Source organism: Bacteroidota bacterium (assembly GCA_026391695.1).
Classification (GTDB): domain Bacteria; phylum Bacteroidota; class Bacteroidia; order Bacteroidales; family JAGONC01; genus JAPLDP01.
Genome location: JAPLDP010000069.1, coordinates 1 through 23,527, shown reverse-complemented (window position 1 = coordinate 23,527; position 23,527 = coordinate 1). Strand labels below are relative to the sequence as shown.

The 23,527-nt window shown below is 42.0% G+C and carries 23 protein-coding genes and 1 tRNA gene; 14 read left to right on the top strand and 10 right to left on the bottom strand.

Annotation, left to right across the window (positions count from 1 at the left end):
• Window positions 1-7: 7 nt before the first annotated feature.
• Window positions 8-895, bottom strand: a complete 888-nt coding sequence (locus tag NT175_09320) for a M23 family metallopeptidase (protein MCX6234902.1) — start codon at window positions 893-895, stop codon at window positions 8-10.
• A 126-nt stretch (window positions 896-1,021) separates the two neighbouring features.
• Between NT175_09320 and NT175_09315 the strand changes: the two genes are divergently transcribed.
• From NT175_09315 to fabD, 8 genes are all read left to right on the top strand, one after another.
• Window positions 1,022-3,700, top strand: a complete 2,679-nt coding sequence (locus NT175_09315) for a tetratricopeptide repeat protein (protein ID MCX6234901.1) — start codon at window positions 1,022-1,024, stop codon at window positions 3,698-3,700.
• Between the two features lie 119 nt (window positions 3,701-3,819).
• Window positions 3,820-4,227, top strand: a complete 408-nt coding sequence (locus NT175_09310; GenBank protein ID MCX6234900.1) for a polymer-forming cytoskeletal protein — start codon at window positions 3,820-3,822, stop codon at window positions 4,225-4,227.
• Window positions 4,193-4,420 carry an AtpZ/AtpI family protein gene (locus tag NT175_09305; GenBank protein MCX6234899.1) on the top strand — a complete coding sequence of 76 codons (228 nt, stop codon included), beginning with the start codon at window positions 4,193-4,195 and terminating at the stop codon, window positions 4,418-4,420. Before NT175_09310 ends, NT175_09305 begins: the two co-directional genes overlap by 35 nt.
• Window positions 4,417-4,806: a hypothetical protein gene (locus NT175_09300; GenBank protein MCX6234898.1), complete on the top strand. Its 390-nt coding sequence runs from the start codon at window positions 4,417-4,419 to the stop codon at window positions 4,804-4,806. The genes NT175_09305 and NT175_09300 overlap by 4 nt, the downstream gene beginning before the upstream one ends.
• On the top strand, window positions 4,806-5,222 hold the full coding sequence (locus NT175_09295) for a 6-carboxytetrahydropterin synthase (protein ID MCX6234897.1): 417 nt from the start codon (window positions 4,806-4,808) through the stop codon (window positions 5,220-5,222). The genes NT175_09300 and NT175_09295 overlap by 1 nt, the downstream gene beginning before the upstream one ends.
• A gap of 65 nt (window positions 5,223-5,287) precedes the next feature.
• A complete protein-coding gene (gene folE / locus NT175_09290) occupies window positions 5,288-5,887 on the top strand; it encodes a GTP cyclohydrolase I FolE (GenBank protein MCX6234896.1) in 600 nt (199 codons plus the stop codon).
• Between the two features lie 153 nt (window positions 5,888-6,040).
• Entirely contained in the window at window positions 6,041-6,763 is a 723-nt protein-coding gene (locus tag NT175_09285) for a Bax inhibitor-1/YccA family protein (protein ID MCX6234895.1), read from the top strand.
• A gap of 39 nt (window positions 6,764-6,802) precedes the next feature.
• Window positions 6,803-7,693: an ACP S-malonyltransferase gene (gene fabD, locus NT175_09280; protein MCX6234894.1), complete on the top strand. Its 891-nt coding sequence runs from the start codon at window positions 6,803-6,805 to the stop codon at window positions 7,691-7,693.
• 41 nt (window positions 7,694-7,734) lie between these two features.
• Here fabD and rfbB read toward each other — a convergent pair whose 3' ends face one another.
• The 5 genes from rfbB to NT175_09255 form a co-directional block, all read right to left on the bottom strand.
• On the bottom strand, window positions 7,735-8,790 hold the full coding sequence (gene rfbB / locus NT175_09275; GenBank protein MCX6234893.1) for a dTDP-glucose 4,6-dehydratase: 1,056 nt from the start codon (window positions 8,788-8,790) through the stop codon (window positions 7,735-7,737).
• 62 nt (window positions 8,791-8,852) lie between these two features.
• Window positions 8,853-9,872 (bottom strand): UDP-glucose 4-epimerase GalE, encoded by a 1,020-nt coding sequence (gene galE / locus NT175_09270; GenBank protein MCX6234892.1) that lies wholly within the window; start codon window positions 9,870-9,872, stop codon window positions 8,853-8,855.
• Between the two features lie 47 nt (window positions 9,873-9,919).
• A complete protein-coding gene (locus tag NT175_09265) occupies window positions 9,920-10,891 on the bottom strand; it encodes a Gfo/Idh/MocA family oxidoreductase (protein MCX6234891.1) in 972 nt (323 codons plus the stop codon).
• 15 nt (window positions 10,892-10,906) lie between these two features.
• Window positions 10,907-11,482, bottom strand: coding sequence for an acyltransferase (locus NT175_09260; GenBank protein ID MCX6234890.1), 576 nt, complete (start codon window positions 11,480-11,482; stop codon window positions 10,907-10,909).
• A gap of 4 nt (window positions 11,483-11,486) precedes the next feature.
• Window positions 11,487-12,617 carry a DegT/DnrJ/EryC1/StrS family aminotransferase gene (locus tag NT175_09255; protein ID MCX6234889.1) on the bottom strand — a complete coding sequence of 377 codons (1,131 nt, stop codon included), beginning with the start codon at window positions 12,615-12,617 and terminating at the stop codon, window positions 11,487-11,489.
• Window positions 12,618-12,778: 161 nt separating this feature from the next.
• On the opposite strand from NT175_09255, the gene NT175_09250 reads away from it, so the two are divergent.
• The 5 genes from NT175_09250 (at window position 12,779) to NT175_09230 (ending at window position 20,184) form a co-directional block, all read left to right on the top strand.
• On the top strand, window positions 12,779-13,534 hold the full coding sequence (locus NT175_09250) for a hypothetical protein (protein MCX6234888.1): 756 nt from the start codon (window positions 12,779-12,781) through the stop codon (window positions 13,532-13,534).
• A 59-nt stretch (window positions 13,535-13,593) separates the two neighbouring features.
• Window positions 13,594-14,835 carry a 3-deoxy-D-manno-octulosonic acid transferase gene (locus tag NT175_09245; GenBank protein MCX6234887.1) on the top strand — a complete coding sequence of 414 codons (1,242 nt, stop codon included), beginning with the start codon at window positions 13,594-13,596 and terminating at the stop codon, window positions 14,833-14,835.
• 12 nt (window positions 14,836-14,847) lie between these two features.
• Complete coding sequence (locus NT175_09240) at window positions 14,848-16,278, top strand: peptidase M17 (protein ID MCX6234886.1); 1,431 nt, start codon at window positions 14,848-14,850, stop codon at window positions 16,276-16,278.
• Between the two features lie 315 nt (window positions 16,279-16,593).
• Window positions 16,594-17,655: a 4-hydroxythreonine-4-phosphate dehydrogenase PdxA gene (gene pdxA, locus NT175_09235; GenBank protein ID MCX6234885.1), complete on the top strand. Its 1,062-nt coding sequence runs from the start codon at window positions 16,594-16,596 to the stop codon at window positions 17,653-17,655.
• Between the two features lie 21 nt (window positions 17,656-17,676).
• Window positions 17,677-20,184: a bifunctional UDP-N-acetylmuramoyl-tripeptide:D-alanyl-D-alanine ligase/alanine racemase gene (locus tag NT175_09230; GenBank protein ID MCX6234884.1), complete on the top strand. Its 2,508-nt coding sequence runs from the start codon at window positions 17,677-17,679 to the stop codon at window positions 20,182-20,184.
• Here the strand turns inward: NT175_09230 and pth are convergent, their stop codons facing one another.
• The 4 genes from pth to NT175_09210 form a co-directional block, all read right to left on the bottom strand.
• The gene (pth, locus tag NT175_09225) at window positions 20,185-20,769 is read right to left on the bottom strand and encodes an aminoacyl-tRNA hydrolase (protein ID MCX6234883.1); all 585 of its coding nucleotides are present in this window, start codon (window positions 20,767-20,769) and stop codon (window positions 20,185-20,187) included.
• Window positions 20,770-20,829: 60 nt separating this feature from the next.
• Window positions 20,830-21,459, bottom strand: a complete 630-nt coding sequence (locus NT175_09220) for a 50S ribosomal protein L25/general stress protein Ctc (protein MCX6234882.1) — start codon at window positions 21,457-21,459, stop codon at window positions 20,830-20,832.
• A gap of 22 nt (window positions 21,460-21,481) precedes the next feature.
• Window positions 21,482-22,429 (bottom strand): ribose-phosphate pyrophosphokinase, encoded by a 948-nt coding sequence (locus NT175_09215; GenBank protein MCX6234881.1) that lies wholly within the window; start codon window positions 22,427-22,429, stop codon window positions 21,482-21,484.
• 140 nt (window positions 22,430-22,569) lie between these two features.
• Window positions 22,570-22,917 carry a four helix bundle protein gene (locus NT175_09210; protein MCX6234880.1) on the bottom strand — a complete coding sequence of 116 codons (348 nt, stop codon included), beginning with the start codon at window positions 22,915-22,917 and terminating at the stop codon, window positions 22,570-22,572.
• 215 nt (window positions 22,918-23,132) lie between these two features.
• Here NT175_09210 and NT175_09205 point away from each other — a divergent pair.
• Window positions 23,133-23,216: transfer RNA gene (locus NT175_09205), tRNA-Leu, on the top strand.
• Window positions 23,217-23,527 lie beyond the last annotated feature (311 nt).

Sequence of the window (23,527 nt, the reverse complement as noted above, 5' to 3'; positions counted from 1 at the left end):
TTTACTGTCAAAAAAGTATATAATCCTGCGGATTAATCGGAAGGCCGTTGTACCATAATTCAAAATGCAGATGCGGGCCTGTTGACAACTCTCCTGACTCGCCAATAATAGCAATGGGTTCGCCTGCCTTTACAAAATCACCTACTTTCTTCAGCAGAACAGAATTATGTTTATAGACAGAGATAATATTCTGCACATGTTGGACCATTATAACATAGCCGGTCTCAAGTGTCCAGCCCGAAAAAATCACCATACCCTCCAGTGTAGACTTGACTGCTTCATTCCTGTCGGCAACAATATCGATCCCATAATGGTTCTCCCGAGGACTGAATGTATTTGTGATGATACCCTCGAGTGGAGTAAAGAATAAAAATCCACTGATGGAGGAGCGGGCCGAATTCATTGATTCATTGTAAAACCGGAGATCATACATGTCCTGGCTTTCAAATTCCGCACGGAGAATAGAATCTTCCATCGAATGCCCTAATGTGACATTCTGATAATTGGCCTGAGTATCCTGTGGCAAGGAAAGGTCACTCCCCACATCAGCACCGCTGATGATATTTTTTAAATTCACAATATAGATATCCTTCAGCTTGAATTCCCGCTCAATAGAATCAGCACGAAGTTGGAGTTCATAGACTTTTTTTTGGAGGTCCACATCCATATAACCCGGAATATATTCTCTCAGAGGGGTGAAAGCGATAATATAAGTAGTAAGGAATATCAGCAAGGTTGCCCCTGCTCCAAGAGCGACAAAAACATTCAGACGGGATAACCTGAATGACACCTTTTCCTCATAGGTTTCCTCATTCATGATCACCAGGCGATACTTGTCATGAAGCTTTTGAACCCACTTTTTTTTCCTTCTCTTTCTTTCCCTGGGAACTGGCATCAGTATTTATTTATACCAACGAAAATTTCTGCAAATATCGCAATTTTGGGTAGTTTCATAAAAATAAAATATTTTTGCACTTTTATAGTTATAACGATAACGCAACGTTCAGATATATTCCTATCAGTGAAAATATCATCAAATCTCTTGAGTATCCGCACATCATATCCGATAAAATATTCAGCACTCCTGGCTTTCCTGTTGGTTAGCCTGTTATGGTCATGTTCCACCAAGAAAAACACATTTACCCGAAGGTTATATCATAACCTCACTGCACATTACAATGCTTACTGGAACGGCAATGAAAGTTTTAAAGAGGGAGAAATTGAACTTTTCAAGGCCCTTCAGGATAACTACACCCAGATCCTGCCGGTTTTTAATTATGGTACATCAGCCAATGCTTCAGCCATCAATCCATACATGGACAGGGCTATTGAGAAAGCCTCCATCGTCATTCAGCGACATTCGATGTATTTTAATAATACCGAGTATGTCCGTTGGATTGATGACAGCTATCTGCTGATTGGCAAGGCCTATTTTTACAAGCACGAATACTCATTGGCCAGAAGGACGTTTGACTTTATCATCAAGCGCTATAGCAATGAACCCCTTTCATACAGTGCCATGGTATGGCTAGCCAACACCTATAATCAGCAGGGAGAGTGGGATAAGGCCCAATCGCTCCTTGATCTGGTTCAAAGCAAAATCGACAAAGAAGCCGTACCACGGGATGTAATTCAAATGCTTCCTTTGGTTTATGCTGATCTATATATTAAACAGGCTAAATATGACCAGGCTATCACTTACCTTGAACGGGGTGCAGAAATTAATACAAATAAATACCTGGTGACAAGGATCTATTTTATTCTGGGTCAGCTTTATCAGCGTAAGAAAGACCTGGAAGCAGCTTTTGATTACTTTACGCAGGTTGTAAGACGTAACCCGCCCTATGAAATGGCCTTTAATGCCAAAATAAATATGGCCAAATCATATGATGTCACATCCGGCAGCCGAAAGATTATTACAAAGGAACTCGAAAAAATGATCAAGGATATTAAGAATAAAGATTACCTTGACCAGATCTATTTTGCACTGGCAGAAGTGGCTCTTCGGGAAAAGGATGACACCTCGGCTGTAAAATATTTAAAACTATCCGTAAGTAAGAGTTTATCAAATAACTACCAGAAAGCTATCTCTGCTCTTACCCTGGCTGATCTGTATTTCTCATATCCGGACTATGAAAATGCCCAGACCTATTATGACAGTGCCATGATGGTTCTGCCTAAGGATTTTCCTGACTTTGACCTTTTGCAGAATAAAACACTCCTATTGACCGATCTGGTCATAAACCACCGGACTGTTAAAGAGCAAGACAGCCTCCAAAAGATTGCCCGGATGCCGGAAAAGGAACGAAATGATCTCATCGACAAGATCATTGCTGATTATGTTGAATCAGAACGAAAAAAACAGGAGGAAGAGGCTCAGCTTCAGAGACAGATCGGCAATGCCACACAAGATTATACACTGAAACAAAATATGGAACGGTTATCGGGCGGGCAATGGTATTTTTATAATCCCTCAACGCTGAGCTATGGTTATAATGAGTTTATAAAACGATGGGGTAACAGGAAGCTGGAAGATCTGTGGCGTTTGACCAATAGACAAATCATGTCATCTTTCGAAAGCGGCGATGAGGTTGCAAAAAATGACACCATTGCTGCCGACAGCCTTAAACTGAATGATCCAAAAAAACGCGAAACCTATCTGCAAAATCTCCCAATGACCGAGGATCAGATGAAAGCTTCGACCGACATGATCATTGAAGCGCTCTATAAACTCGGGTATATTTATAAGGAAGGTCTAAAAGATTATAAAAAATCCCTCGAATCGTTTCAAACACTCATTGATCGATATCCTGACAATATCCATCTGTTGGAATCGTATTATAACATGTATAAGATTTATGAAGAACGGGGTAATCAGGAGATTGCAGATAATTATAAAAATATCATACTTAATACTTACCCTGATAGTGATTACGCCAAAATCATCAAAGATCCCAACTATAATATAGTTCTGCAAGCCCAAAGAAATAAAGCTGATTTGCTGTATGAAGAGACCTATCAGGCCTACATCAATGAGCAATATCGGATGGTTCAGATTTATAGTGATGAGGCCATCGCCAATTATTCACACCATGCTGACCTCATACCAAAATTTGAATTCCTGAAAGCACTGTCAAAAGGAAAAACCGACGGTGTGGATTCGATGGCATTCGGATTACAGAATCTGGTTATAAAATATCCTGACAATGAGGTCACGCCACTGGCACAGAATATCCTTGAACATATCAAGAACAAAGGGCTGGCTCCTGCTGTCACGGGAGCTTCCGGCGAAAAAGCTCCACAGGAAACCACCCAAGCACCATCACCATATATCGTTGATCCCAAGGCTCTCCATTTTTATTTGCTCATCGTCGATGGTACCAAAGTCAATGCTAATGCCACGAAGATCAAAATCGCTGATTTTAATCTGAAGTATTATAAACTGGAGAACCTCGCCATCAGCAGTATTTTGCTGGATAATCAACGGCAGATGATAACCGTCAGCAATTTCCCCAATAAAGAAAAGGCCATGGCATATTATGAAGCTATCACAATTAGTGATTATGTATTTTCCAACATCAAACCAGGTGATTATACACACTTTGCCATATCCGGAGATAATTATAAAACCTTCTACCAGATAAAAAATACCGACCAATATCTGGATTTCTTCAATAAAAATTATTTATCCGGAAAATGATGATTCTATGAGAAATCACAAGAACAAACTATTATTTTGATTTTGTTTATATTTGCAATACGATAATACTATGCAATTTACATTCATAACCCATTCAGAGTAATAAAAGATCAAACATTATGGCTAAAACAAATATACCCGAAACTCCTTCCATTAATTTATTAGGTGCAGGAACAACTGTAAAGGGAGATATCAAATCCACGGGTGATTTTCGCATTGACGGATCACTGGTTGGATCCATTAACTCCCAGGGAAAAGTCATCGTCGGTGTGACCGGAAAATTAGAAGGTGAAATCATCTGTCAGAATGCAGATATATCAGGTGATGTCAAAGCAAATGTAGTAGTCACGGAGTTATTGTCGTTAAAATCCTCAGCAAAGCTTAGCGGTGACATCACAACCAACAAGTTAGCCATTGAACCTGGCGCCAAGTTCTCAGGAACATGCAACATGGACAATGCAGGGTTTAAACTTCCCCTAATCTCTGCAGAAGATGAAAAACCAAAAATCAAAGAAAAGATCGCTTGATAATTATGCCAGATATTCCAGTATTGCATTCCAGATGCTTTTCATCATTCTTGCTGGTGTATTTGCCGGAGTAAAACTTGATGACCTGGTGAACATCAGATTTCCTGTTTTTACTATTATTTTATCTCTCGGTTCTGTAGTTCTGGCCATTTATTATGCAATAAAAGACGTCATAAAAAAGGATGACCCATGATATCAATCCTTCCCGGTTTTTTGCAACGTCTGATGATTTTTTCACTAATCCTTGGAGTGATTGTATATCTGATATGTTACTTTCTACCAGAGCAATACGTTTCACGTGCCCTGCCTTTTTTATTTCCTTTTTTCATGGCTGTCACACTGATTGTCTTCCATTTCCTTATTAAAACCACTGAAAAAAAACCAGGTAAATTTTTCTCAAGGATTATGCTCATCACTGTAACTAAATTATTATTCTTCATACTGGTTATGGTCATCTACATGTTGATGCATCCAACGGATAAAATACCTTTTATGATGGCCTTTTTTATTCTGTACGTTTGTTATACGATTTTTGAAGTACATTCTTTTATCCATTATAATAATAAAACAAGATACTGATGATTTATATCACCCGCCGAGAAGGATTTAATGCTGCTCACAGGTTATTCAGACCAGACTGGCCGGATGACAAGAATATGGAGGTATTCGGGAAATGCTCCAATCCAAACTGGCATGGACATAATTACACCCTTTTTGTGACCGTGAAGGGAGAAATCGATCCTGAAACGGGATTTTTGGTAAACCTGAAAGATCTGAGCCAGATTATTAAAATTCAGGTCATTGATGTTGTAGATCATAAAAATCTTAACATTGAAGTCGACTTCATGAAAGGAAAACTGGTTTCGACGGAGAACCTGGCAATAGCTATTTGGGATATCCTTGAACCCCACATTAAAAAGCTGAATGCCACATTGCACAGTATAAAACTGGTAGAAACCGAAAACAATTCTGTCGAATACTATGGCATGTCATAAATACTCATTTAATGCCTAATAATATGAACAATGAAAACATAAAAGAGATGCTCCGGGAAAATGTCATGGATGGTTATGAGAAGTTTGATCTTTACAATTACGAGATAATAGAAAAACTCGGTTTTCATTATAAAGAAATCCTGAAGCTTATTGGTGAAGATCCCACTCGTGAGGGTTTATTGAAAACGCCGGAACGTATAGCCAAGGCCATGCAATTTTACACGCATGGATACGATCTTGATCCGGAAGAAATGATCAGGTCGGCCTTATTCAAAGAGGATTACAAACAGATTGTGATTGTTAAGGACATTGAGATTTACTCTCTTTGTGAGCATCATTTGGCACCGTTCTTTGGAAAAGCTCATGTAGCTTACATTCCTGATGGTGTCATTGTCGGTTTGAGTAAGATTCCCCGGGTAGTGGATGCATATGCCCGTCGTCTTCAGGTGCAGGAAAGGCTGACCACACAGATCAAAGAATGTCTTGAGAAGACACTGCATCCCCTGGGCGTTGCTGTGGTCATCGAAGCGCAGCACATGTGCATGTCTATGCGCGGTATCCAAAAGCAGAATTCTGTCACTACGACATCTGATTTTACAGGTCAGTTTCAAAATGAGGCGACGCGGGCAGAATTTAACCACCTCATCGGATCTAAACTGCACTGATGATCCCCGGCTAGACGACAGTCATTTAATAGCATAGCCAATTTCTGAAGTCATTTATCCAGACACAATGACTGATGGCATAAAGTTTGCCGACGAGGTTGAACTTTTTTATGGCCAGAATGTTTTTAATAAACGAAATTAAAAAAGAATACTATGGAGAACGAAATTCGTCCGTTTAATATATCACCATCAAAGTCAGAAGGATTTGCTCTTACCAGGACATTCCTTTCCGGTGTATTTCTCTGGATGTTCCTGGCATTGGCAATAACTGCAGTAACGGCTTTATATTTTGCCAGTCATCCATCACTTCTTTCATATCTTGTCACGACCACAGGATTGACCACGCTGGGCTGGATTGTCATGCTTGCACCTATTGGATTCGTTTTACTTATGTCGTTTGGTTATCAAAAATTATCGGTATCAGCCTTGACTTTATTATTCGTGGTATATGCCGTTATCATGGGTATGAGCCTGAGTTTTGTTTTTCTCCTCTATACCAGTGCCTCCATTTTCAAGACATTTATTGTGGCTTCGGCCATGTTTGGCACCATGGCAATTGCGGGATATACGACAAAAATCGATCTGACAAGGTTCGGTTCAATCATGTTTATGGGTTTGATCGGCATCATCATCGCCAGTCTGGTTAATATCTTTCTAAAGAGCAACACATTGGATTTCATCATCAGCTTTATAGGAGTGTTGGTTTTTACCGGTCTCACGGCCTATGAAGTACAAAAATTAAAGAATCTTGGAAATGTAGTTGTATCAGGCTCTGAACCAGCGCGTAAGATGACCATTATGGGAGCCCTGACGCTTTATCTTGATTTTATTAATTTATTTCTATTTTTGTTGCGCTTTCTGGGAGACCGCAAGTAATTCTTTTCTCCTGTTGAAGTATCACTAAACAATCACACTATGAAAGCTTATATTTTTCCGGGACAGGGTTCTCAGTATGTTGGTATGGGTAAGGACCTGTTTGATAAATATGAGGGAGCCAGGAAATTATTCGAAAGAGCTAATGATATCCTTGGATTTCGCATCACCGATATGATGTTTAGTGGAACTGACGAGGATCTGAAACAGACAAAAGTCACCCAGCCGGCAATTTTTCTGCACTCTGTCGTTCTGACACGGATGCTGGGTGATGATTTTAAGCCTGACATGGTGGCAGGACACTCTCTTGGCGAATTTTCAGCCCTGGTTGCCAACAAGACTTTAAGTTTTGAAGATGGACTGCGTTTGGTGGCCAAAAGGGCCGAGGCTATGCAAAAAGCCTGTGAAATCCAGCCATCTGCAATGGCGGCCATTCTGGGACTTGATGATAAAGCCGTTGAAGATACCCTTAAAACCATCAAAAATGAAATTGTCGTGGCAGCCAATTTTAACAGTCCCGGACAGGTCGTTATATCAGGTACTGTCAAAGGGGTTGAAACAGCCTGCGAGAAGCTTAAGAATGCCGGAGCCAAAAGAACCCTCATACTGAATGTCGGCGGCGCTTTTCATTCCCCATTGATGGAACCGGCCAGAGTGGAACTGGACAAAGCTATTAACAGCACCATCTTTAAAATACCTGTATGTCCTGTTTATCAAAATATCAATGCGCAACCGGTAACCAATCCCGATCTCATTAAAAACAACCTCATTTCTCAGCTGACTTCTCCTGTCCGCTGGACTCAGACTGTTCAAAACATGATTGCCGATGGTGTGCGTACATTTGTAGAAGTCGGACCTGGGACGGTATTGCAGGGATTGGTCCAAAAAGTAAAAAAGGATATTGAAGCTTATAGCGCTAAACCAGGTGCATAAAAAAGACCTGTTCTGACACACTCAGCTGGTGCCTGAAACAATTATCTTTTCCGATACTGTTCGTCATAATATTTCTGGTAATCTCCCGATGTGACATTGTTTAACCACGCTTCATTCTGAAGATACCAGTCTACTGTTTTTTCCAGACCTGCCTCAAATTTCACTGAAGGACTCCAATGCAGTTCCTTTTGCAGTTTAGAAGAGTCAATGGCATAACGCTGGTCATGACCAGCCCTGTCTTTGACAAATGTGATCAGATTAGCTGATGTACCTGCAGGCCGGTTCAATTTATTGTCCATGATTTCACACAATTTTCTGACTAACCGGATATTTTGCCATTCATTACTTCCGCCAATATTATATGTTTCTCCGTCACGGCCATTGTGAAAGATCAGATCTATAGCCCGGGCATGGTCTTCAACATATAACCAATCCCTGATATTTTCGCCCTTTCCATAAACCGGAAGAGGCTTGCTATGCCTGATATTGTTGATCACCAGCGGAATCAGCTTTTCAGGAAACTGGAAAGAACCATAATTATTTGAACAGTTGGATATGACAACAGGAAGATGATACGTATGATAATAAGCTCTCACAATATGATCAGAACCTGCCTTTGATGCAGAATATGGACTGCGGGGATCATAGGCCGTTGTTTCAGTAAAATACCCTTCATGACCAAGTGAACCGTAAACTTCATCAGTGGAAATATGATAAAACCGTTTCCCGGAATAATTTTCTCCCCACGAGTGCCTGGCGGCATTCAGAAGTACCAGGGTCCCAATGATGTTAGTCATTATAAAATCCTTGGGATGAGCAATGGAACGGTCAACATGGGATTCGGCTGCCAGATGAATGACCCCGTCGAATCCTTTTTTATGAAAAAGCCCGTCGACAAAATCTTCATCCGAGATATCTCCTTTCACGAATTCATAATTCGGCTTATTTTCAATATCTTTCAAGTTTGCCAGGTTGCCGGCATATGTCAGCTTATCCAGATTAACTATACTGTATTCAGGATACTTATTAATAAAAAGCCTGACAACATGCGATCCAATAAAACCAGCTCCACCGGTAATTAAAATGTTCTTTCTCATAATACTATCGGGGTTTAAATATGAATTATTTTATCAATGTTACACCTGATAACTGTCGGCTGTCAACTGTTTTTGCCTAATGCCTTTTCCCATTCCCATGCTGAAAGGATCATCTCGTCAAGATCTTTTAAGGCTTTCCATCCAAGTTCCCTGTTGGCTAATGAGGTATCGGCCCAAACCTGTTCCATATCTCCCTGTCTTCGATCGACAATTTCAAAGGGCAACTTCATACCCGACACCTTTTCAAATGATTTGATGACCTCCAATACAGAATATCCGCGCCCTGTTCCCAGATTAAAGATCTCATAATCCCGTTTATTTCTACCTCGTATTAAACGTTGCAGAGCGACAATATGGGCTTTGGCCAGATCCGTGATATGAATATAATCCCTGATGGGGGTGCCATCCGGAGTAGGATAATCTCCGCCAAAGACCCGTAAATGATCGCGTTTTCCAATAGCTGTCTGGGTCACATATGGAATAAGATTATCCGGAACGCCAAGCGGCATTTCACCGATCAGAGCTGACTCATGAGCTCCTATCGGGTTGAAATAACGCAGGGATATGGCCTTTATTCCAGAGGACATAACGGTATCTTCAATAATTTCCTCTGACATCTTTTTTGTGTTCCCGTAAGGCGAGGATGCGGATTTAAGCGGAGTATCCTCACTTACCGGCAACTGATCAGGCTGACCATAAACCGTACATGATGAAGAAAAAACAAAAAATGCCAGGCTGTGCTTTTTCATCGCGTAAAGCAGGTTCAACAAGGCTACGATATTATTCCGGTAATACTTCAGCGGCTCTTTCACCGATTCTCCTACCTTTTTAAAAGCAGCAAAATGAATAATACCTGTCAGGTCACTATGTCTTCTGAAGAAGTCTGCAACTTTTTTTTCATCCGTCAGATCGAAAATTTCAACATCGGGTGATATACCGGTAATCTTTTTAATAGCCTGAACAACCTCGAACTTTGAATTGCTCAGATTATCAATGATCACCACTTCGAAGCCTTCCTGCTGGAGTTCAACAACCGTATGTGATCCAATATATCCTGTTCCTCCTGTGACCAAAATTTTCATGCCGAATGATTAAATACTAAAATTAATCAAAGTCCATCACACTGTTTTCACTTCCGCATGATTTTTTGCAGAAATGGGTGATAATCGCCTTTTAATCCGGAAGGCAAGGCATTCCGGATTTCATAGGCGATTCGAATACCTGGCCGTGCATCATGTACGGTGAAACCATCACCCTCCAGAATTTTCTTGTAGCTCACCGTATGCAAGTCGGTAAATCCTTCACTGAATTCAATCTCTTTTCCATCGAGAGTTAAAGAACGGTATGTTTGCTGACCTCTGGCCTTTATTTCGTCAGGAAGCAATTCAAAATCAAGGCTTAAAAGCCACCTGATCCGGGCATTTTTAAGGTATAAGAAACCGGCTACTGTTTTCTGGTCAGAAAAATGAACCGTACTTTGCTCAACATCCCCGAAGATGCTGGTTAACACATCAAAAAAATGTACGCCGATATTTGTTGCCACACCTCCTGATTTGATGATATCCCCTTTCCATGAATAGAAATACCACCGCCCCCTGCTGGTTATGTACGTGAGGTCAATATCATAAATTTTATTTTGCGAGGATTCGGAAATCTTTTTTTTAAGCTCCTGAATAACAGGATGGAGACGTAACTGAAGAATGACATTAATCTTTTTGCCTGTCTCTTTTTCAATCTCATCCAAGGCATCTACATTCCAGGGATTAAGGACCAGGGGCTTTTCACAGATGGCATGTGCATCATTTCGAAGGGTCAGCCTGATGTGGGCATCATGAAGGTAATTGGGAGAGCAAATGCTTATGTAATCGATCTTCTTTTCACCCTGTCTTCTCAACTTATCAATATGCCTGTCAAACCGTTCAGGTTCGGTGAAAAAATCGGCATCGGGAAAATAACTGTCAATTACGCCGACACTATCGCAGGGATCGAGCATAACTATCAGGTCGTTGCCGGTTTCTTTGATCGCCTTCATATGCCTTGGAGCGATGAATCCGGCTGCTCCGATGAGGGCGAATCTGACTTTGTTCATATTTTTTTTCATAACACGCAGGCTTTATTATCTTTTCATGACCTGGCCATCTTTCAGGATATAAACCTCTTTGCTTTCCGGGCATATAGCGATACCTTTATCATCAAAGTGAAGACGATGTCCATACTCACTCATCCATCCTACATGGCGGGCCGGATTTCCAACAACGAGAGCGTAAGGAAGAACAGGCCGGGTGACCACTGCACCTGCACCGATGAAGGCATAAGCTCCAATCTCATTTCCACAGATAATTGTGGCATTTGCGCCAACAGTAGCTCCCTTTCGGATGTATGTGCCGGTATACTTATCCTTACGGACCACAGCACTCCTGGGATTGATGATATTGGTAAAAACCACCGATGGCCCCAGGAATACATCATCTTCACAAATCACCCCGGTGTAAATAGATACATTATTCTGAACCTTGACATTAGCACCCAGCCTGACGCCGGATGCAATGAATACATTTTGCCCTATATTACATAACCGGCCAATAACAGCGCCGGTCATAATATGGGAAAAGTGCCATATTCTGGTTCCCTTACCGATCGTACAACCCTCATCGATAATGGCTGTTTCATGGCAATAATAAGTTTTGTCCATAGTATTATGAATTGACATATTCCAGGACAGCTGCCGTGATGTATTCCAGCTGGTCCGTGTCGAGTTCTGAATGCATTGGCAAAGAAATCACCGAACGGCACAACTTTTCAGTAAATGGGAAATCTCCATCTTTATATCGCGGATCTCTATATGCCTTTTGCATATGTAAAGGTACAGGATAATAGATCATAGCTGGAATATGTTTCGAATTTAAATACTGCTGTAATCCATTCCTGTCTATGTCGTTGGTAATCAAGGTATACTGATGAAAGACATGCGTAGATGCCGGGAACCTGTATGGCACTTTCAGCCTGGGATGCCCGACAAAGGCGCGGTCATAGAAATCTGCCGCCTGACGTCGTCTTGAAGCATATTCATCAAGATACTTCAGCTTAACATTGAGTATGGCCGCCTGGATGCTGTCGAGACGTGAATTCACCCCTACCAGGTCATGATAATATCTCACCACCATTCCGTGATTTACAATAGCCCTCATTTTTTCGGCCAGACGGTTATCATGGGTAAAAATAGCTCCACCATCACCATAGGCACCAAGATTTTTAGATGGAAAAAATGATACGCAACCGATCTCACCCATTGTGCCAGACTTTTTCTTTTGATCATCACTGAAAATATAATCAGCTCCTATCGACTGGCAAGCATCCTCAATGATAAAAAGGTGATGTTCCCTGGCAATGTTCATAATGGACTCCATGTCGGCACATTGACCAAAAAGATGCACAGGAACGATCGCTTTTGTTTTCGGTGTAATGACTTTACGAATGGCTTGAGGGTCAATATTAAAGGTTCCGGGATCTACATCCACAAGTACCGGCGTCAATCCTAGCAAAGCAATGACTTCTGCCGTAGCGATAAATGTGAAGGAAGAGGTGATCACCTCATCGCCGGGCTTTAAACCAAGTGACATCATGGCAACCTGCAAGGCATCCGTTCCATTGGCACAAGGAATGACGTGCCTGACGCCAAGATATTTTTCAAGATTCACCTGGAATTCCCTGACAGCCGGACCATTGATAAAGGCGGTGGAATCCAGGACTTCATGAACAGCTTTATCTATCTCTGTCTTAATTTTTTCATACTGACCTTTCAGGTCAACCATCCGGATCTCTTTCATGAATTGAATTTTACATAAAAACTGATAAGATCAACGATTAGTATATCAAGGCGGCAAAATTAATGATATTTTGACGTTCTGTGGAGTGTTCAACAAGTCAGATCAAATTTTCAAAACAACAAAACGTTATATTGTTAACTTTGCCCTGATTATACAAAGTCATGAACAGATACAGATTATTCATAGTGGCCATCTTATTTTCATTGCATGCCTCAGGACAATCGAGTATAAAGGATTCTGTCATTTCTATGTCGCTGATAGCAGCAAACTTTGGTTTTCATATTCCCGGAGGAGACATGGCAGACCGTTTTGGTGCAGATTTCAACATCGGCGGTTCATTTCTGATCAAGACGGGACATAACTTTCTTTTAGGTGCAGAAGGGAGTTTTATTTTCGGAGGTCAGGTCAAGGATAAGGATCTCATACTGGCTGACATCTCCACCAGCCAGGGTTATGTTATTGACAGGTATGGCAATTATGCGGATATTTTCTTTTATGAACGCGGCTTTTCAACTTTCTTCCGTTTGGGAAAAATAATTCCTGTCATTGGTCCGAATCCTAATTCAGGTTTGTACGCTTCCGGCGGCGTTGGTTACCTACAGCACAAAGTGCGGATTGAAAACAAGGAAAATACAGCTCCCCAGGTTGAAGGCGATTATAAGAAGGGCTATGATCAGCTTACAGGAGGATTTGCTATCAGCGAACAGGTCGGGTACCTGAACTTAAGCAATAAACATATTTTCAACTTTTCTGCCGGTCTCGAGTTCATCCAGTCATGGACAAAAGCACTGAGAAGCTATGATTTCAATCTGATGGGGAAAGACCTATCCAGGCGGCTGGATCTGTTCTTCGGGATGAAGTTCAGCTGGTTTATTCCGCTATATAAAAAAGCCCCGGATAAATATTATTATTTTTAATCTGACGGGGTTATACTACAATTGCTTTGCCCTGAAACAACAGGAAAATTTGCTACACGATGCATTATATATATGATCTGGTTCTAAAGGTTTTCTATCTGGCTATCCGTTGTGCCGGCATATTTAATTTCAAGGCAGCAAAATGGATACAGGGCCGGAGGAATCAATTCGATCATATCAGCCAGGCCATCAAAACCGAAAGGCCATTGGTATGGTTTCACTGTGCGTCACTGGGTGAATTCGAACAAGGACGGCCGGTACTGGAAGCCTTCCGTCGTGAACATCCTGATTTCCTAGTTCTGCTCACATTTTTCTCGCCATCTGGTTATGAGGTCAGAAGAAATTATCCCGATGCAGATTATATCTTTTACCTTCCCTTTGATATCAGAAAAAACGCTGAAAAGTTTATCTGCTATACTAAACCCACACTCGTTTTTTTTGTAAAATATGAATACTGGTATAATTATATTGATATCCTATTCCGTCATAGTATCCCGATACTCATGCTGTCGGCCATCTTTCGTCCAAATCAGGTGTTTTTCAAATGGTACGGTGGCTGGTTCAGGCATCAGCTGAAGAAAATATCCTTTTTCTTTGTTCAGAATGACCTGTCGGTCGGGCTGCTCTCAGATATAGGCATCACAAATGTCATGACAAGCGGCGATACCCGGTTCGACCGTGTATATGATATTTCACAAAAACCCGGATCTTACCCGTCACTTGAGACCTTTAAGCAAAATCACCCTCTCCTTCTTGCCGGCAGCACATGGCCTCAGGATGAAGACATCCTGACAGATTTTATCAATAACAGCAACGATGAGATGAAGTATATCATTGCACCCCACGAAGTTGCAGAGGAACATATACATGGATTACTCTCCAAACTTAAGGGAAATGCCGTCAGATACTCCCGTGCATCTCAAGAAGAGTTAAATCGGACAAAAGTGGTGATTATTGATTCAATCGGGATGTTGTCACACCTCTATCAATATTGTACGGTAGCTTATATTGGCGGAGGATTCGGCAAAGGCATCCATAATATACTTGAAGCTGCTACATTCGGTAAACCTATAATTTTCGGGCCAAATTTCAGCAAATTCCAGGAAGCCCGTGATCTTATCAAAGCCGGTGGAGCTTTCAGCATTGATAACCGGATTCAATTAACCGAAATAGTGATGAAATTATTTGAAGATAAAATTTTTTATTCGTCATGTTCTGATACTTGTCATCATTATATTGTCGACAATAAAGGAGCTACTGAAAAGATCATGCTGAAAATGAAAGATTTCCTGAATCATTAAACAAACCGTATTATGTTACACAAGATCAACAGACTGAATCAAAAAGATAGCACTATCCTGTTTATCAAAAATATACAGGACATAATCCCGGGTATTCTGACCAAGGAAGAGGCAGCATATGTAAAGGAACAACGGGAGAAGCGTGAAAAGGACACCATTGTGCTTAATCATTTAAAGAGGTGGCTGATCATCCAGTTCATAAAAAAAGAAAATGAAACTTACAGATACCTTGAAAACTGCCGGAGAGACGGAGATAAACTGCTTTCCCTGATAAACGAAAACAATATCAGCAGGGTAGTGATACATGACCTGGCAGGCCGACCGGAAGAAACACTTGCACTGGCCGAGGGTATGGCGCTTGGCAACTATCAGTTCCTTAAATATAAAACAGATCCTGAAAAGAAGAAGAATGCCCTGAAATCCATACATATCTTCTCAGAAAAAGTCAGCAAACAGGATATTGACACTATGAATATTATCATTGATGGGGTTTGCAGGTGCCGCGACCTTGTTAATGAGCCGGTTTCTGCATTGAATGCCGTCAATCTGGCGGAAGAGATTGAAAAAATGGGTGTTGTCTGTGGTGCCAAGGTGGAGGTCTTTAAGAAAAAAAAAATAGAATCTCTTAAAATGGGTGGTCTTCTGGCTGTAAATAAAGGGAGCTTGGATTCACCGACTTTCACTGTGATGGAGTGGAAACCGGTGCGGCCTGTCAATAAGAAACCCTATGTTTTTATAGGTAAAGGTATTGTCTTTGACAGCGGGGGGCTGAACCTGAAGCCCTCAGGCAGCATGGAAACCATGAAATATGACATGGCCGGCGCTGCAGCAATGGCTTCGGCAGTATATACTATCGCTATGGCTAAACTGCCTGTACACGTCATTGCATTAATGCCCGCTACCGACAACCGACCGGATGGTAATGCCTATGCACCGGGTGATGTGATTACCATGTTTGACGGAACAACGGTGGAAGTCCTTAACACCGATGCCGAAGGTCGTATGATCCTTGGTGATGCTCTGAGCTATGCTAAAAAGTATCAGCCTGAACTGGTCATCAATGCAGCTACTTTAACAGGATCAGCTGCCGCTGCAATAGGGAAGTACGGCATCGTGGCCCTGGCTATCCGCAGCGATGAAGAATTCCGGAAATTGAAAGAAAGTGGCAATAACGTCTATGAACGGCTCGTCGAATTCCCGGCATGGGAAGAATATGGGGAATTGATCAAGTCGGATATTGCTGATATTAAAAATATTGGCGGCAAAGAAGCCGGTGCCATCACAGCAGGCAAGTTTCTTGAACATTTCACCGATTACCCTTTCATTCACCTGGATATTGCAGGCCCGGCTTATGTCGAAAAAAGAGACAGTTACCATGGAACAGGAGGCACCGGGATCGTCGTCAGACTTCTTTTCGACTTTATGAAGAATAAATGCGTGTAAACACTCCATTTTAATCCTATTTTTGCAAAAAGATTTTTAGAAATGGATGTAAACGACCCTATTGAAGAACAGGAAGAACAATTCCCTGAAGAGAATGAAAGTGAAACTTTAGGCGGGGAAGATTTTGAACTGGATGAACAGCCGGAAGATTTTGAACTTGTAGAAGAGCCGGAGGATTTTGTAGTTGAACAGATTGAGGATACTGACGTGGTGGAAATACCGGAAGAAGAGACCGTAGAAGATGATGATCTGATCATCGAAGATGGACTTAGCTTTGACCAGGATCAGGAACGTCCTAATTTACCACAGGAAGAAATCCAGCGCTTCAGGATAGGAATTACCTCTGGTGACTTCAATGGAATAGGTTATGAAGTGATCATCAAAACCTTTGCTGATCAGCAAATGCTTGATCTGCTCATCCCCATCATTTATGGATCCGCCAAAGTGGCTTCATACTACCGTAAAGCCCTAAACATGACGGATTTCAACTTCTTCCCTATCCGTCGAGCCGAACATGCTGATCCAAAAAGGGTCAATCTTCTGAATATTTTCGAACGGGAAGTGAGGATCGAATTCGGAAAATCTTCAGAAGTGGCCGGACAGTTGTCTGTTCTTGCCCTTGAACAAGCTGTTAGCGACCTCAAAAACAACCAGATAGATATTCTGGTCACAGGGCCAGTCAACAAAAAAAATATCCAGTCACCTGGCTTTAATTTCCCCGGTCATACAGAGTACCTGGCCAGCAAATTCGGTTGTGAAGATTATCTGATGATGATGGTCTGGGAGAAGCTTAAGATCGGCTTTCTCACCGGCCATATTCCATTAAAAGATGTTGCGGGAAAGTTATCCAGAGAATTGGTACTGAAAAAATTGCGTGCCTTCAATCACTCCCTTATTAAAGATTTTGGTATCCGAAAACCCCGCATAGCCTTGCTTGGCCTGAATCCTCATGCAGGCGAAAACAACCTGCTGGGCAGCGAAGAGGAGGATATCTTCCTGCCGGCTATCCATGATGCCCTCGAAGAAAATATTCTTGTCGTCGGGCCTTATCCTGCTGATAGTTTCTTTGGAACACTCACTTATACAGGATTTGATGGTATCATGGCTGTTTATCATGACCAGGGACTTATACCATTTAAAACTTTCGCCTTTGATAAAGGAGTAAATTATACCGCAGGACTGCCTTTCATCCGCACCTCTCCTGCTCATGGCACGGCGTATGAAATCGCCGGTAAAAATGAAGCCTCTCCCGATTCGTTTCGCCAAGCTGTTTATCTTGCCATTGATATTTATAAGAAACGAAAAGAATATGAAGAACTCACTGCCAATCCTCTCCAAAAGAGTGAGGCGGCAGAGGAAGGGACTGACGGTGAGTAAAAATCCTTTGTTTCCTATCCTATGCCGGATGGACTAAATCAATATACTATCGGTCAGATCAACAGGATTGTCGGTGGACAACTGATCCTCACCGTAGATGTCGAATCACCTGTCAGTGACCTTCTTATCGACAGCCGCCGGCTGGTATCACCGGATCACTCAATATTCTTTGCTTTGAAGAGTCCGCGAAATGACGGACACTTGTATATCCCAGAACTCCTCGATAAGGGGGTACGCAACTTCGTTATATCGGATATTCCTGACACCATAAAACATGCTCATCCATCCCTCCAGGCGAATATTGTGCAAGTTGACAATACGCTGACTGCATTACAGCATTTATGTGCCAGCCATAGAAAACGTTTCTCTATACCGGTTATTGGAATAACAGGCAGCAATGGCAAAACTATCGTCAAAGAATGGCTTTTTCAGCTCATGGGAAGAGATAAGAATATGGTCAGAAGCCCAAAAAGCTATAACTCACAGATCGGCGTTCCTTTATCCGTATGGCAGTTGAACTCAACTCATGACCTGGCTGTTTTTGAAGCCGGTATCTCCAAACCGGGTGAAATGTCACGACTTCAGGCTATCATCCAGCCTGATATCGGCATCTTTACAAATATCGGACAGGCCCATGATGAGAATTTCAAAACAGTTGACCAGAAAATCAAAGAAAAACTGATCCTGTTTAAAGATACACAAACCCTGATTTATTGTACCGACCAGGTACTTGTCCATCAACATATCAGGGATGATGCCACCTTCGCAGATAAACAGTTTTTTACATGGGGAAATGATGCATTTTGTGACCTGATAATCTCTTCAGTGATCAGTCATCCACAGGGAACGACCATCATGGCCGAGTATCACAAAAACCATATTGAGATTACGATTCCCTTTACCGATGAGGCATCTGTTGAAAATGCCATTCATTGCTGGGCGGTGATGCTCTATTTCGGGTATGATACCAGGGACATTGCACCCCGGATGCGTATACTCACCCCTATCGCCATGCGCATGGAGATGAAGGAAGCCATCAACCACTGCTCCATTATCAACGACAGCTATAGTTCCGACATTAAATCACTTGGCATCGCTCTTGACTTCCTTGATCAGCAAAAACAACATACCGGGAAGACTGTCATCTTATCCGATATCCTGCAAAGCGGCAAGAAAGATAAGGATCTGTATAGCGAAATTGCCGAAATTCTCAGCAGGAAGAATGTCAGCCGGATAATTGGTATTGGACCTGTAATAAGTAACCAGGCCAAACAATTTAAAATGAAAAAGGAATTTTATCCTGATACAGATTCCTTTTTATCCGGTTTTGATGCTGCTTCGTTTCATGATGAAACGATCCTGCTGAAAGGCGCAAGAATATTTGAATTTGAGAAGATCAGCAAAGTATTACAGCTTAAGGCACATGAAACCATCCTTGAAATCAACCTGGATGCTCTCATTCATAACCTCAACTTTTATCGTTCCAAACTGAAGCCCACCACTAAAGTGATGGCGATGGTCAAGGCCTTTTCATATGGCAGCGGCAGTTTTGAGATTGCCAACACGTTACAATATCATCATGCCGATTATCTTGCGGTAGCTTATGCCGATGAAGGGCTGGAGCTTAGACAAACGGGAATCACAATGCCTATCATGGTCATGAATCCCGAGGAGCCTGGCATGGAAACCCTTATCCGGTATGATCTTGAACCGGAGATTTATAATTTCAGGGTTTTAGAACAACTGATGACTGCCATCAGGAATAGTAACGGTAAGAACGACCACCCGGTGTCGATCCATATTAAACTCGATACCGGAATGCATCGCTTGGGTTTTGAAGAAGAACATCTCGACGGACTTGTTACACGCCTTAAAAATGATCCGTTAATCCATATACAATCCATCTTTTCACACCTGGCCTCAAGTGAAAATCCTGAGCATGATGATTTCACCCTGAAACAGATTGAACGTTTCCGGATGATGAGCAGTAAGATTCGATCAGCCTTTAGCCACAAAATTCTTTTACATATTCTCAATTCAGCAGGTATTGTCCGTTTCCCGCAAGCGCAGTTCGACATGGTCAGGCTGGGCATAAGCCTTTATGGGGTGGATACCAGTAACGCAGAGCAACGGCACCTGATCAATGTCAGCACATTGAAATCAAGCATATCACAGATAAAAAAAGTTGTTGCAGGAGAAGCTATAGGTTATAACCTGCAAGGTGTGGCCAGCAGGGACATGAACATGGCGGTGGTGCCTATTGGTTATGCTGACGGGCTCAGCCGCAGGCTGGGCAACGGCAGAGGCAAACTCCTGGTTAACGGGCACTTCGCACCTATTATTGGCAATGTATGCATGGATATGTGCATGATCGATGTGACGGACATCACGGTAAAGGAAGGTGACGAAGTCATCATTTTCGGTGATGAATGGCCTATCACACGAGTTGCGGAAGATATAGGTACAATACCTTATGAAGTTCTCACTGGTATATCCAGGAGGGTCAAACGTGTGTATTTCCGTGAATAGTTATCCCGTATCACCATTATTGATGCGGGTGTTGTATCTGTTCATGGCCCGCTCAATCCCATCATGTACAAAACTTTTAATAGCTTCCACAGCCACCTCTATGCGGGGAATGAGGATCTCCTCCTCTTTTTTTGTCCACTTGCCAAGGACATATTCCACCTGATAACCCTTGGCAAAATCATCACCGATACCGATTCGTAACCGTGGGAATTCTGTTGTTCCCATCTGAGCGATGATATCGATCAGGCCATTGTGCCCGCCATCACTGCCCTTTGTTTTCATTCTCAGTGCACCCAGTGGCAGTGCAATATCATCAACAATGACCAGGAGATTTTCCAGTGGAATTTTTTCTTTTGCGAGCCAATATGTAATGGCCTTGCCGCTAAGGTTGACGTAAGTCGTGGGTTTTATCAGGATCACCTTACGTCCTTTGTGACTTGTCCGGGCGATAGAAACATACTTGTCGGACAGGAAAGACGCCTCAGATGCCTTTGCAAAGGCATCCACAGTCACAAAGCCGATGTTATGGCGCGTATTGGCGTATTCCTCGCCAATGTTACCAAGTCCTGCTATAAGGTACTTCATATATGGATAGCCCCGCCCCTTGCCCCTCCTCAATTTGGGAGGGGTTGAGGAGAGGTGGATTTATTTTACAGCCGGAGCAGCCGGCACAGCGCCGCCTTCTGCAGCAGGAATAGCCGGAGCAGCTTCACCTTCAACGACAGGCGCGACAACCCTGGTCACTTTCACATTGACAACGACATCTCTTGCTGAATCCAGCATCTCCAGATGTTCAATATGAATATCACCAACTTTTATGGAATCACCGATTTTTAACGGGGTTATATCCAATTCGATATAGTCGGGAAGATGCTCAACCAGACCCTTGACTCTGATCTTTCTCTTTTTCTTGTGTAGTTTGCCTCCCTGAAGAACACCTTCGGAGGTGCCTTTGGTCTTAAACGGAAGAGCGACGATTACTGGACGACCGGGCACAAGTTCAAGGAAATCGGCATGCATGACCACATCGGTAACAGGATGGTACTGAACATCCTGTAGAATGGCATCGTGCTCCTGGTTATCAATGTTTAACCTGATTTGAAAAACTTCAGGCGTGAACAGTACCTTTTTAAAGGCTTTTTCCTCCACGGCAAACTTGATCTGTTCTTTCCCCCCATAAAGCACACATGGGACTTTACCTTCCCTGCGGTGCATCCTGGCATCTTTCTTCCCTACGTTCTCGCGCTGAGAACCGCTCATAGAAATTGTTTTCATGATGTAGCAGATTTAATTAGTATTAATGATTCAGATCATCAAATCGAAATAATGAACTGATTGACTTATGTTTGTGTACTCTTCTGATCACGTCCGACAGCAAGCCGGCTGTAGAGAGAACAGTGATCTTGTCAAGAGGTTGCTTTAACGGTATGGTATCACTGACGACAATCTCGGTGAAAGCTGATTTTTGCAGTAACTCATAAGCTTGACCGGAGAGCACGGCATGAGTACAAAATGCCCTTATACTTGTTGCTCCCTTATCCATTATGAGTTTAGCAGCCTGACTGATCGTACCGCCAGTATCAATGATATCATCCACCAGCACCACATCTCTTCCTTTCACGTCGCCAAGAAGGGCCATCTGTGTAACTTCATTTGGTTTAGCCCTCTGTTTGTAAAGGACTACCATATCGGTACCCAATATTTTGGCATAAGCTGCAGCTCTTTTTGTGCCACCTGTATCAGGGGAGGCAATAGTCAGGTTAGGCAGGTTTAATTCCTTAAGGTAAGGAATAAAAATAGAAGATGCATAAAGATGATCCATAGGTATATCAAAGAAGCCCTGTATCTGGTCGGCATGAAGGTCAATGGTGATGATGCGTGTGATACCGGCGGCTGATAACAGGTTGGCCACCAACTTTGAAGCGATGGAAACCCGGGGCTTGTCCTTACGGTCCTGCCGGGCAAAGCCGAAATATGGGATGACGGCGATGATCTGTTCGGCAGAAGCTCTCTTGGCTGCATCGATGAGCATCAGCAATTCCAGCAGATTTTCTGCCGGAGGACAGGTCGATTGTATAATGAATACATCATTCCCACGCACATTATCCTCAAAAGAAGGCTGAAACTCCCCGTCAGAAAATTCGGCGACAATAACATTGCCGAGTTCTTTTCCGTAAACTTCGCATATTTTCTCTGCCAGGTATTTACTGGCGCGACCGGAGAAAATGTTCACTTTTGCTGCCATAACTTATAATTTAAATTCAGCTTTTAAGCGGAGTGCAAAGGTATGAAATTCCAAATTCCAAGCACCAAATCCCAAATAAATCGCAAATTCCAATCATTCAAATTTGCAGTGAATAAGAAACAAACATGCATTTTCAAAAATCATCGTGATTTTTGGAGTATGGATGCTAATATCTTACGAAGTTCAGTGGTCTCATTGATCAATTCGCCAAACTCCTTGACCAATCGATTTTCAAATGTATTGCTTGCCATGATTACCTTAAGCCAGTACTCACTTTCTTTAGTTTCTTTAAGGCTGATTTTCAGCCTTAGGATAAAGTCCTTTTTGCTAAGCGCTTCATTGGCTTCAATATAATTAGCTCCGAGAGAACCAGATGACCTAATCAACTGTTTTAAATCTTCAATTAAAAAAATCGTCAGCGGTATCTTTTTAATCAAGCTTCTGATTTGGACTGCATACTTTAAGGTCCTTTCCTCTAAATTATTCATCGGACTTTAATTATTCAAGTGTCATATTATTAATCCAATATTATTACAATTGTGACCCAATTTTTTTTGATTGTCTAGAATTTGGTAATTGAGATTTAGAATTTATTTGGTATTTGGTGCTTGGTTTTTGGAATTTATTCCAACTTTAGTGCTTATAATAAGGAATTTAATAATTTTGCCACACCCACACCCACACTCACACCCACACCCATGTCGCCCGGATGGCGGAACAGGTAGACGCGTTGGTCTCAAAAACCAATGGGCGCAAGCCCGTGCCGGTTCGATTCCGGCTCCGGGTACAGCTAATAAATGAAAAACCATGTATTACAGATTGTTAGTACATGGTTTTTTTATGAGGTGACGTAAAAGGTGACGAAATAACCCTTTTATTCGTTTATATCGACTTTCGTTGTGGAGGTAATAATATCATTCATTTAAAGGGGATCGTTTATTACAGGGCTTAATATTAAAGGGTACTTCTAAATACTAAAATGTTAATAACTATTTGAATATCAATATTTTGATATATTAATAATGCGTATTTTTGTATAAAAAATTGAAAAATGCGTAAAAATAAATCCTACGGACTATTTGATGAGCAATTTCGCCT

Coding starts and splice junctions, on each gene's coding strand:
- NT175_09285 (MCX6234895.1), top strand. CDS start 6,041: ATGGAGAACGAAATTCGTCCGTTTAATATATCACCATCAAAGTCAGAA.
- NT175_09215 (MCX6234881.1), bottom strand. CDS start 22,429: ATGGCAGCAAAAGTGAACATTTTCTCCGGTCGCGCCAGTAAATACCTG.
- rfbB (MCX6234893.1), bottom strand. CDS start 8,790: ATGAGAAAGAACATTTTAATTACCGGTGGAGCTGGTTTTATTGGATCG.
- fabD (MCX6234894.1), top strand. CDS start 6,803: ATGAAAGCTTATATTTTTCCGGGACAGGGTTCTCAGTATGTTGGTATG.
- NT175_09240 (MCX6234886.1), top strand. CDS start 14,848: ATGTTACACAAGATCAACAGACTGAATCAAAAAGATAGCACTATCCTG.
- folE (MCX6234896.1), top strand. CDS start 5,288: ATGGATGGTTATGAGAAGTTTGATCTTTACAATTACGAGATAATAGAA.
- NT175_09300 (MCX6234898.1), top strand. CDS start 4,417: ATGATATCAATCCTTCCCGGTTTTTTGCAACGTCTGATGATTTTTTCA.
- NT175_09265 (MCX6234891.1), bottom strand. CDS start 10,891: ATGAAAAAAAATATGAACAAAGTCAGATTCGCCCTCATCGGAGCAGCC.
- NT175_09210 (MCX6234880.1), bottom strand. CDS start 22,917: ATGAATAATTTAGAGGAAAGGACCTTAAAGTATGCAGTCCAAATCAGA.
- NT175_09260 (MCX6234890.1), bottom strand. CDS start 11,482: ATGGACAAAACTTATTATTGCCATGAAACAGCCATTATCGATGAGGGT.
- NT175_09320 (MCX6234902.1), bottom strand. CDS start 895: ATGCCAGTTCCCAGGGAAAGAAAGAGAAGGAAAAAAAAGTGGGTTCAA.
- NT175_09230 (MCX6234884.1), top strand. CDS start 17,677: ATGCCGGATGGACTAAATCAATATACTATCGGTCAGATCAACAGGATT.
- NT175_09250 (MCX6234888.1), top strand. CDS start 12,779: ATGAACAGATACAGATTATTCATAGTGGCCATCTTATTTTCATTGCAT.
- NT175_09245 (MCX6234887.1), top strand. CDS start 13,594: ATGCATTATATATATGATCTGGTTCTAAAGGTTTTCTATCTGGCTATC.
- NT175_09220 (MCX6234882.1), bottom strand. CDS start 21,459: ATGAAAACAATTTCTATGAGCGGTTCTCAGCGCGAGAACGTAGGGAAG.
- NT175_09310 (MCX6234900.1), top strand. CDS start 3,820: ATGGCTAAAACAAATATACCCGAAACTCCTTCCATTAATTTATTAGGT.
- pth (MCX6234883.1), bottom strand. CDS start 20,769: ATGAAGTACCTTATAGCAGGACTTGGTAACATTGGCGAGGAATACGCC.
- NT175_09305 (MCX6234899.1), top strand. CDS start 4,193: ATGAAAAACCAAAAATCAAAGAAAAGATCGCTTGATAATTATGCCAGA.
- NT175_09295 (MCX6234897.1), top strand. CDS start 4,806: ATGATTTATATCACCCGCCGAGAAGGATTTAATGCTGCTCACAGGTTA.
- NT175_09255 (MCX6234889.1), bottom strand. CDS start 12,617: ATGAAAGAGATCCGGATGGTTGACCTGAAAGGTCAGTATGAAAAAATT.
- galE (MCX6234892.1), bottom strand. CDS start 9,872: ATGAAAATTTTGGTCACAGGAGGAACAGGATATATTGGATCACATACG.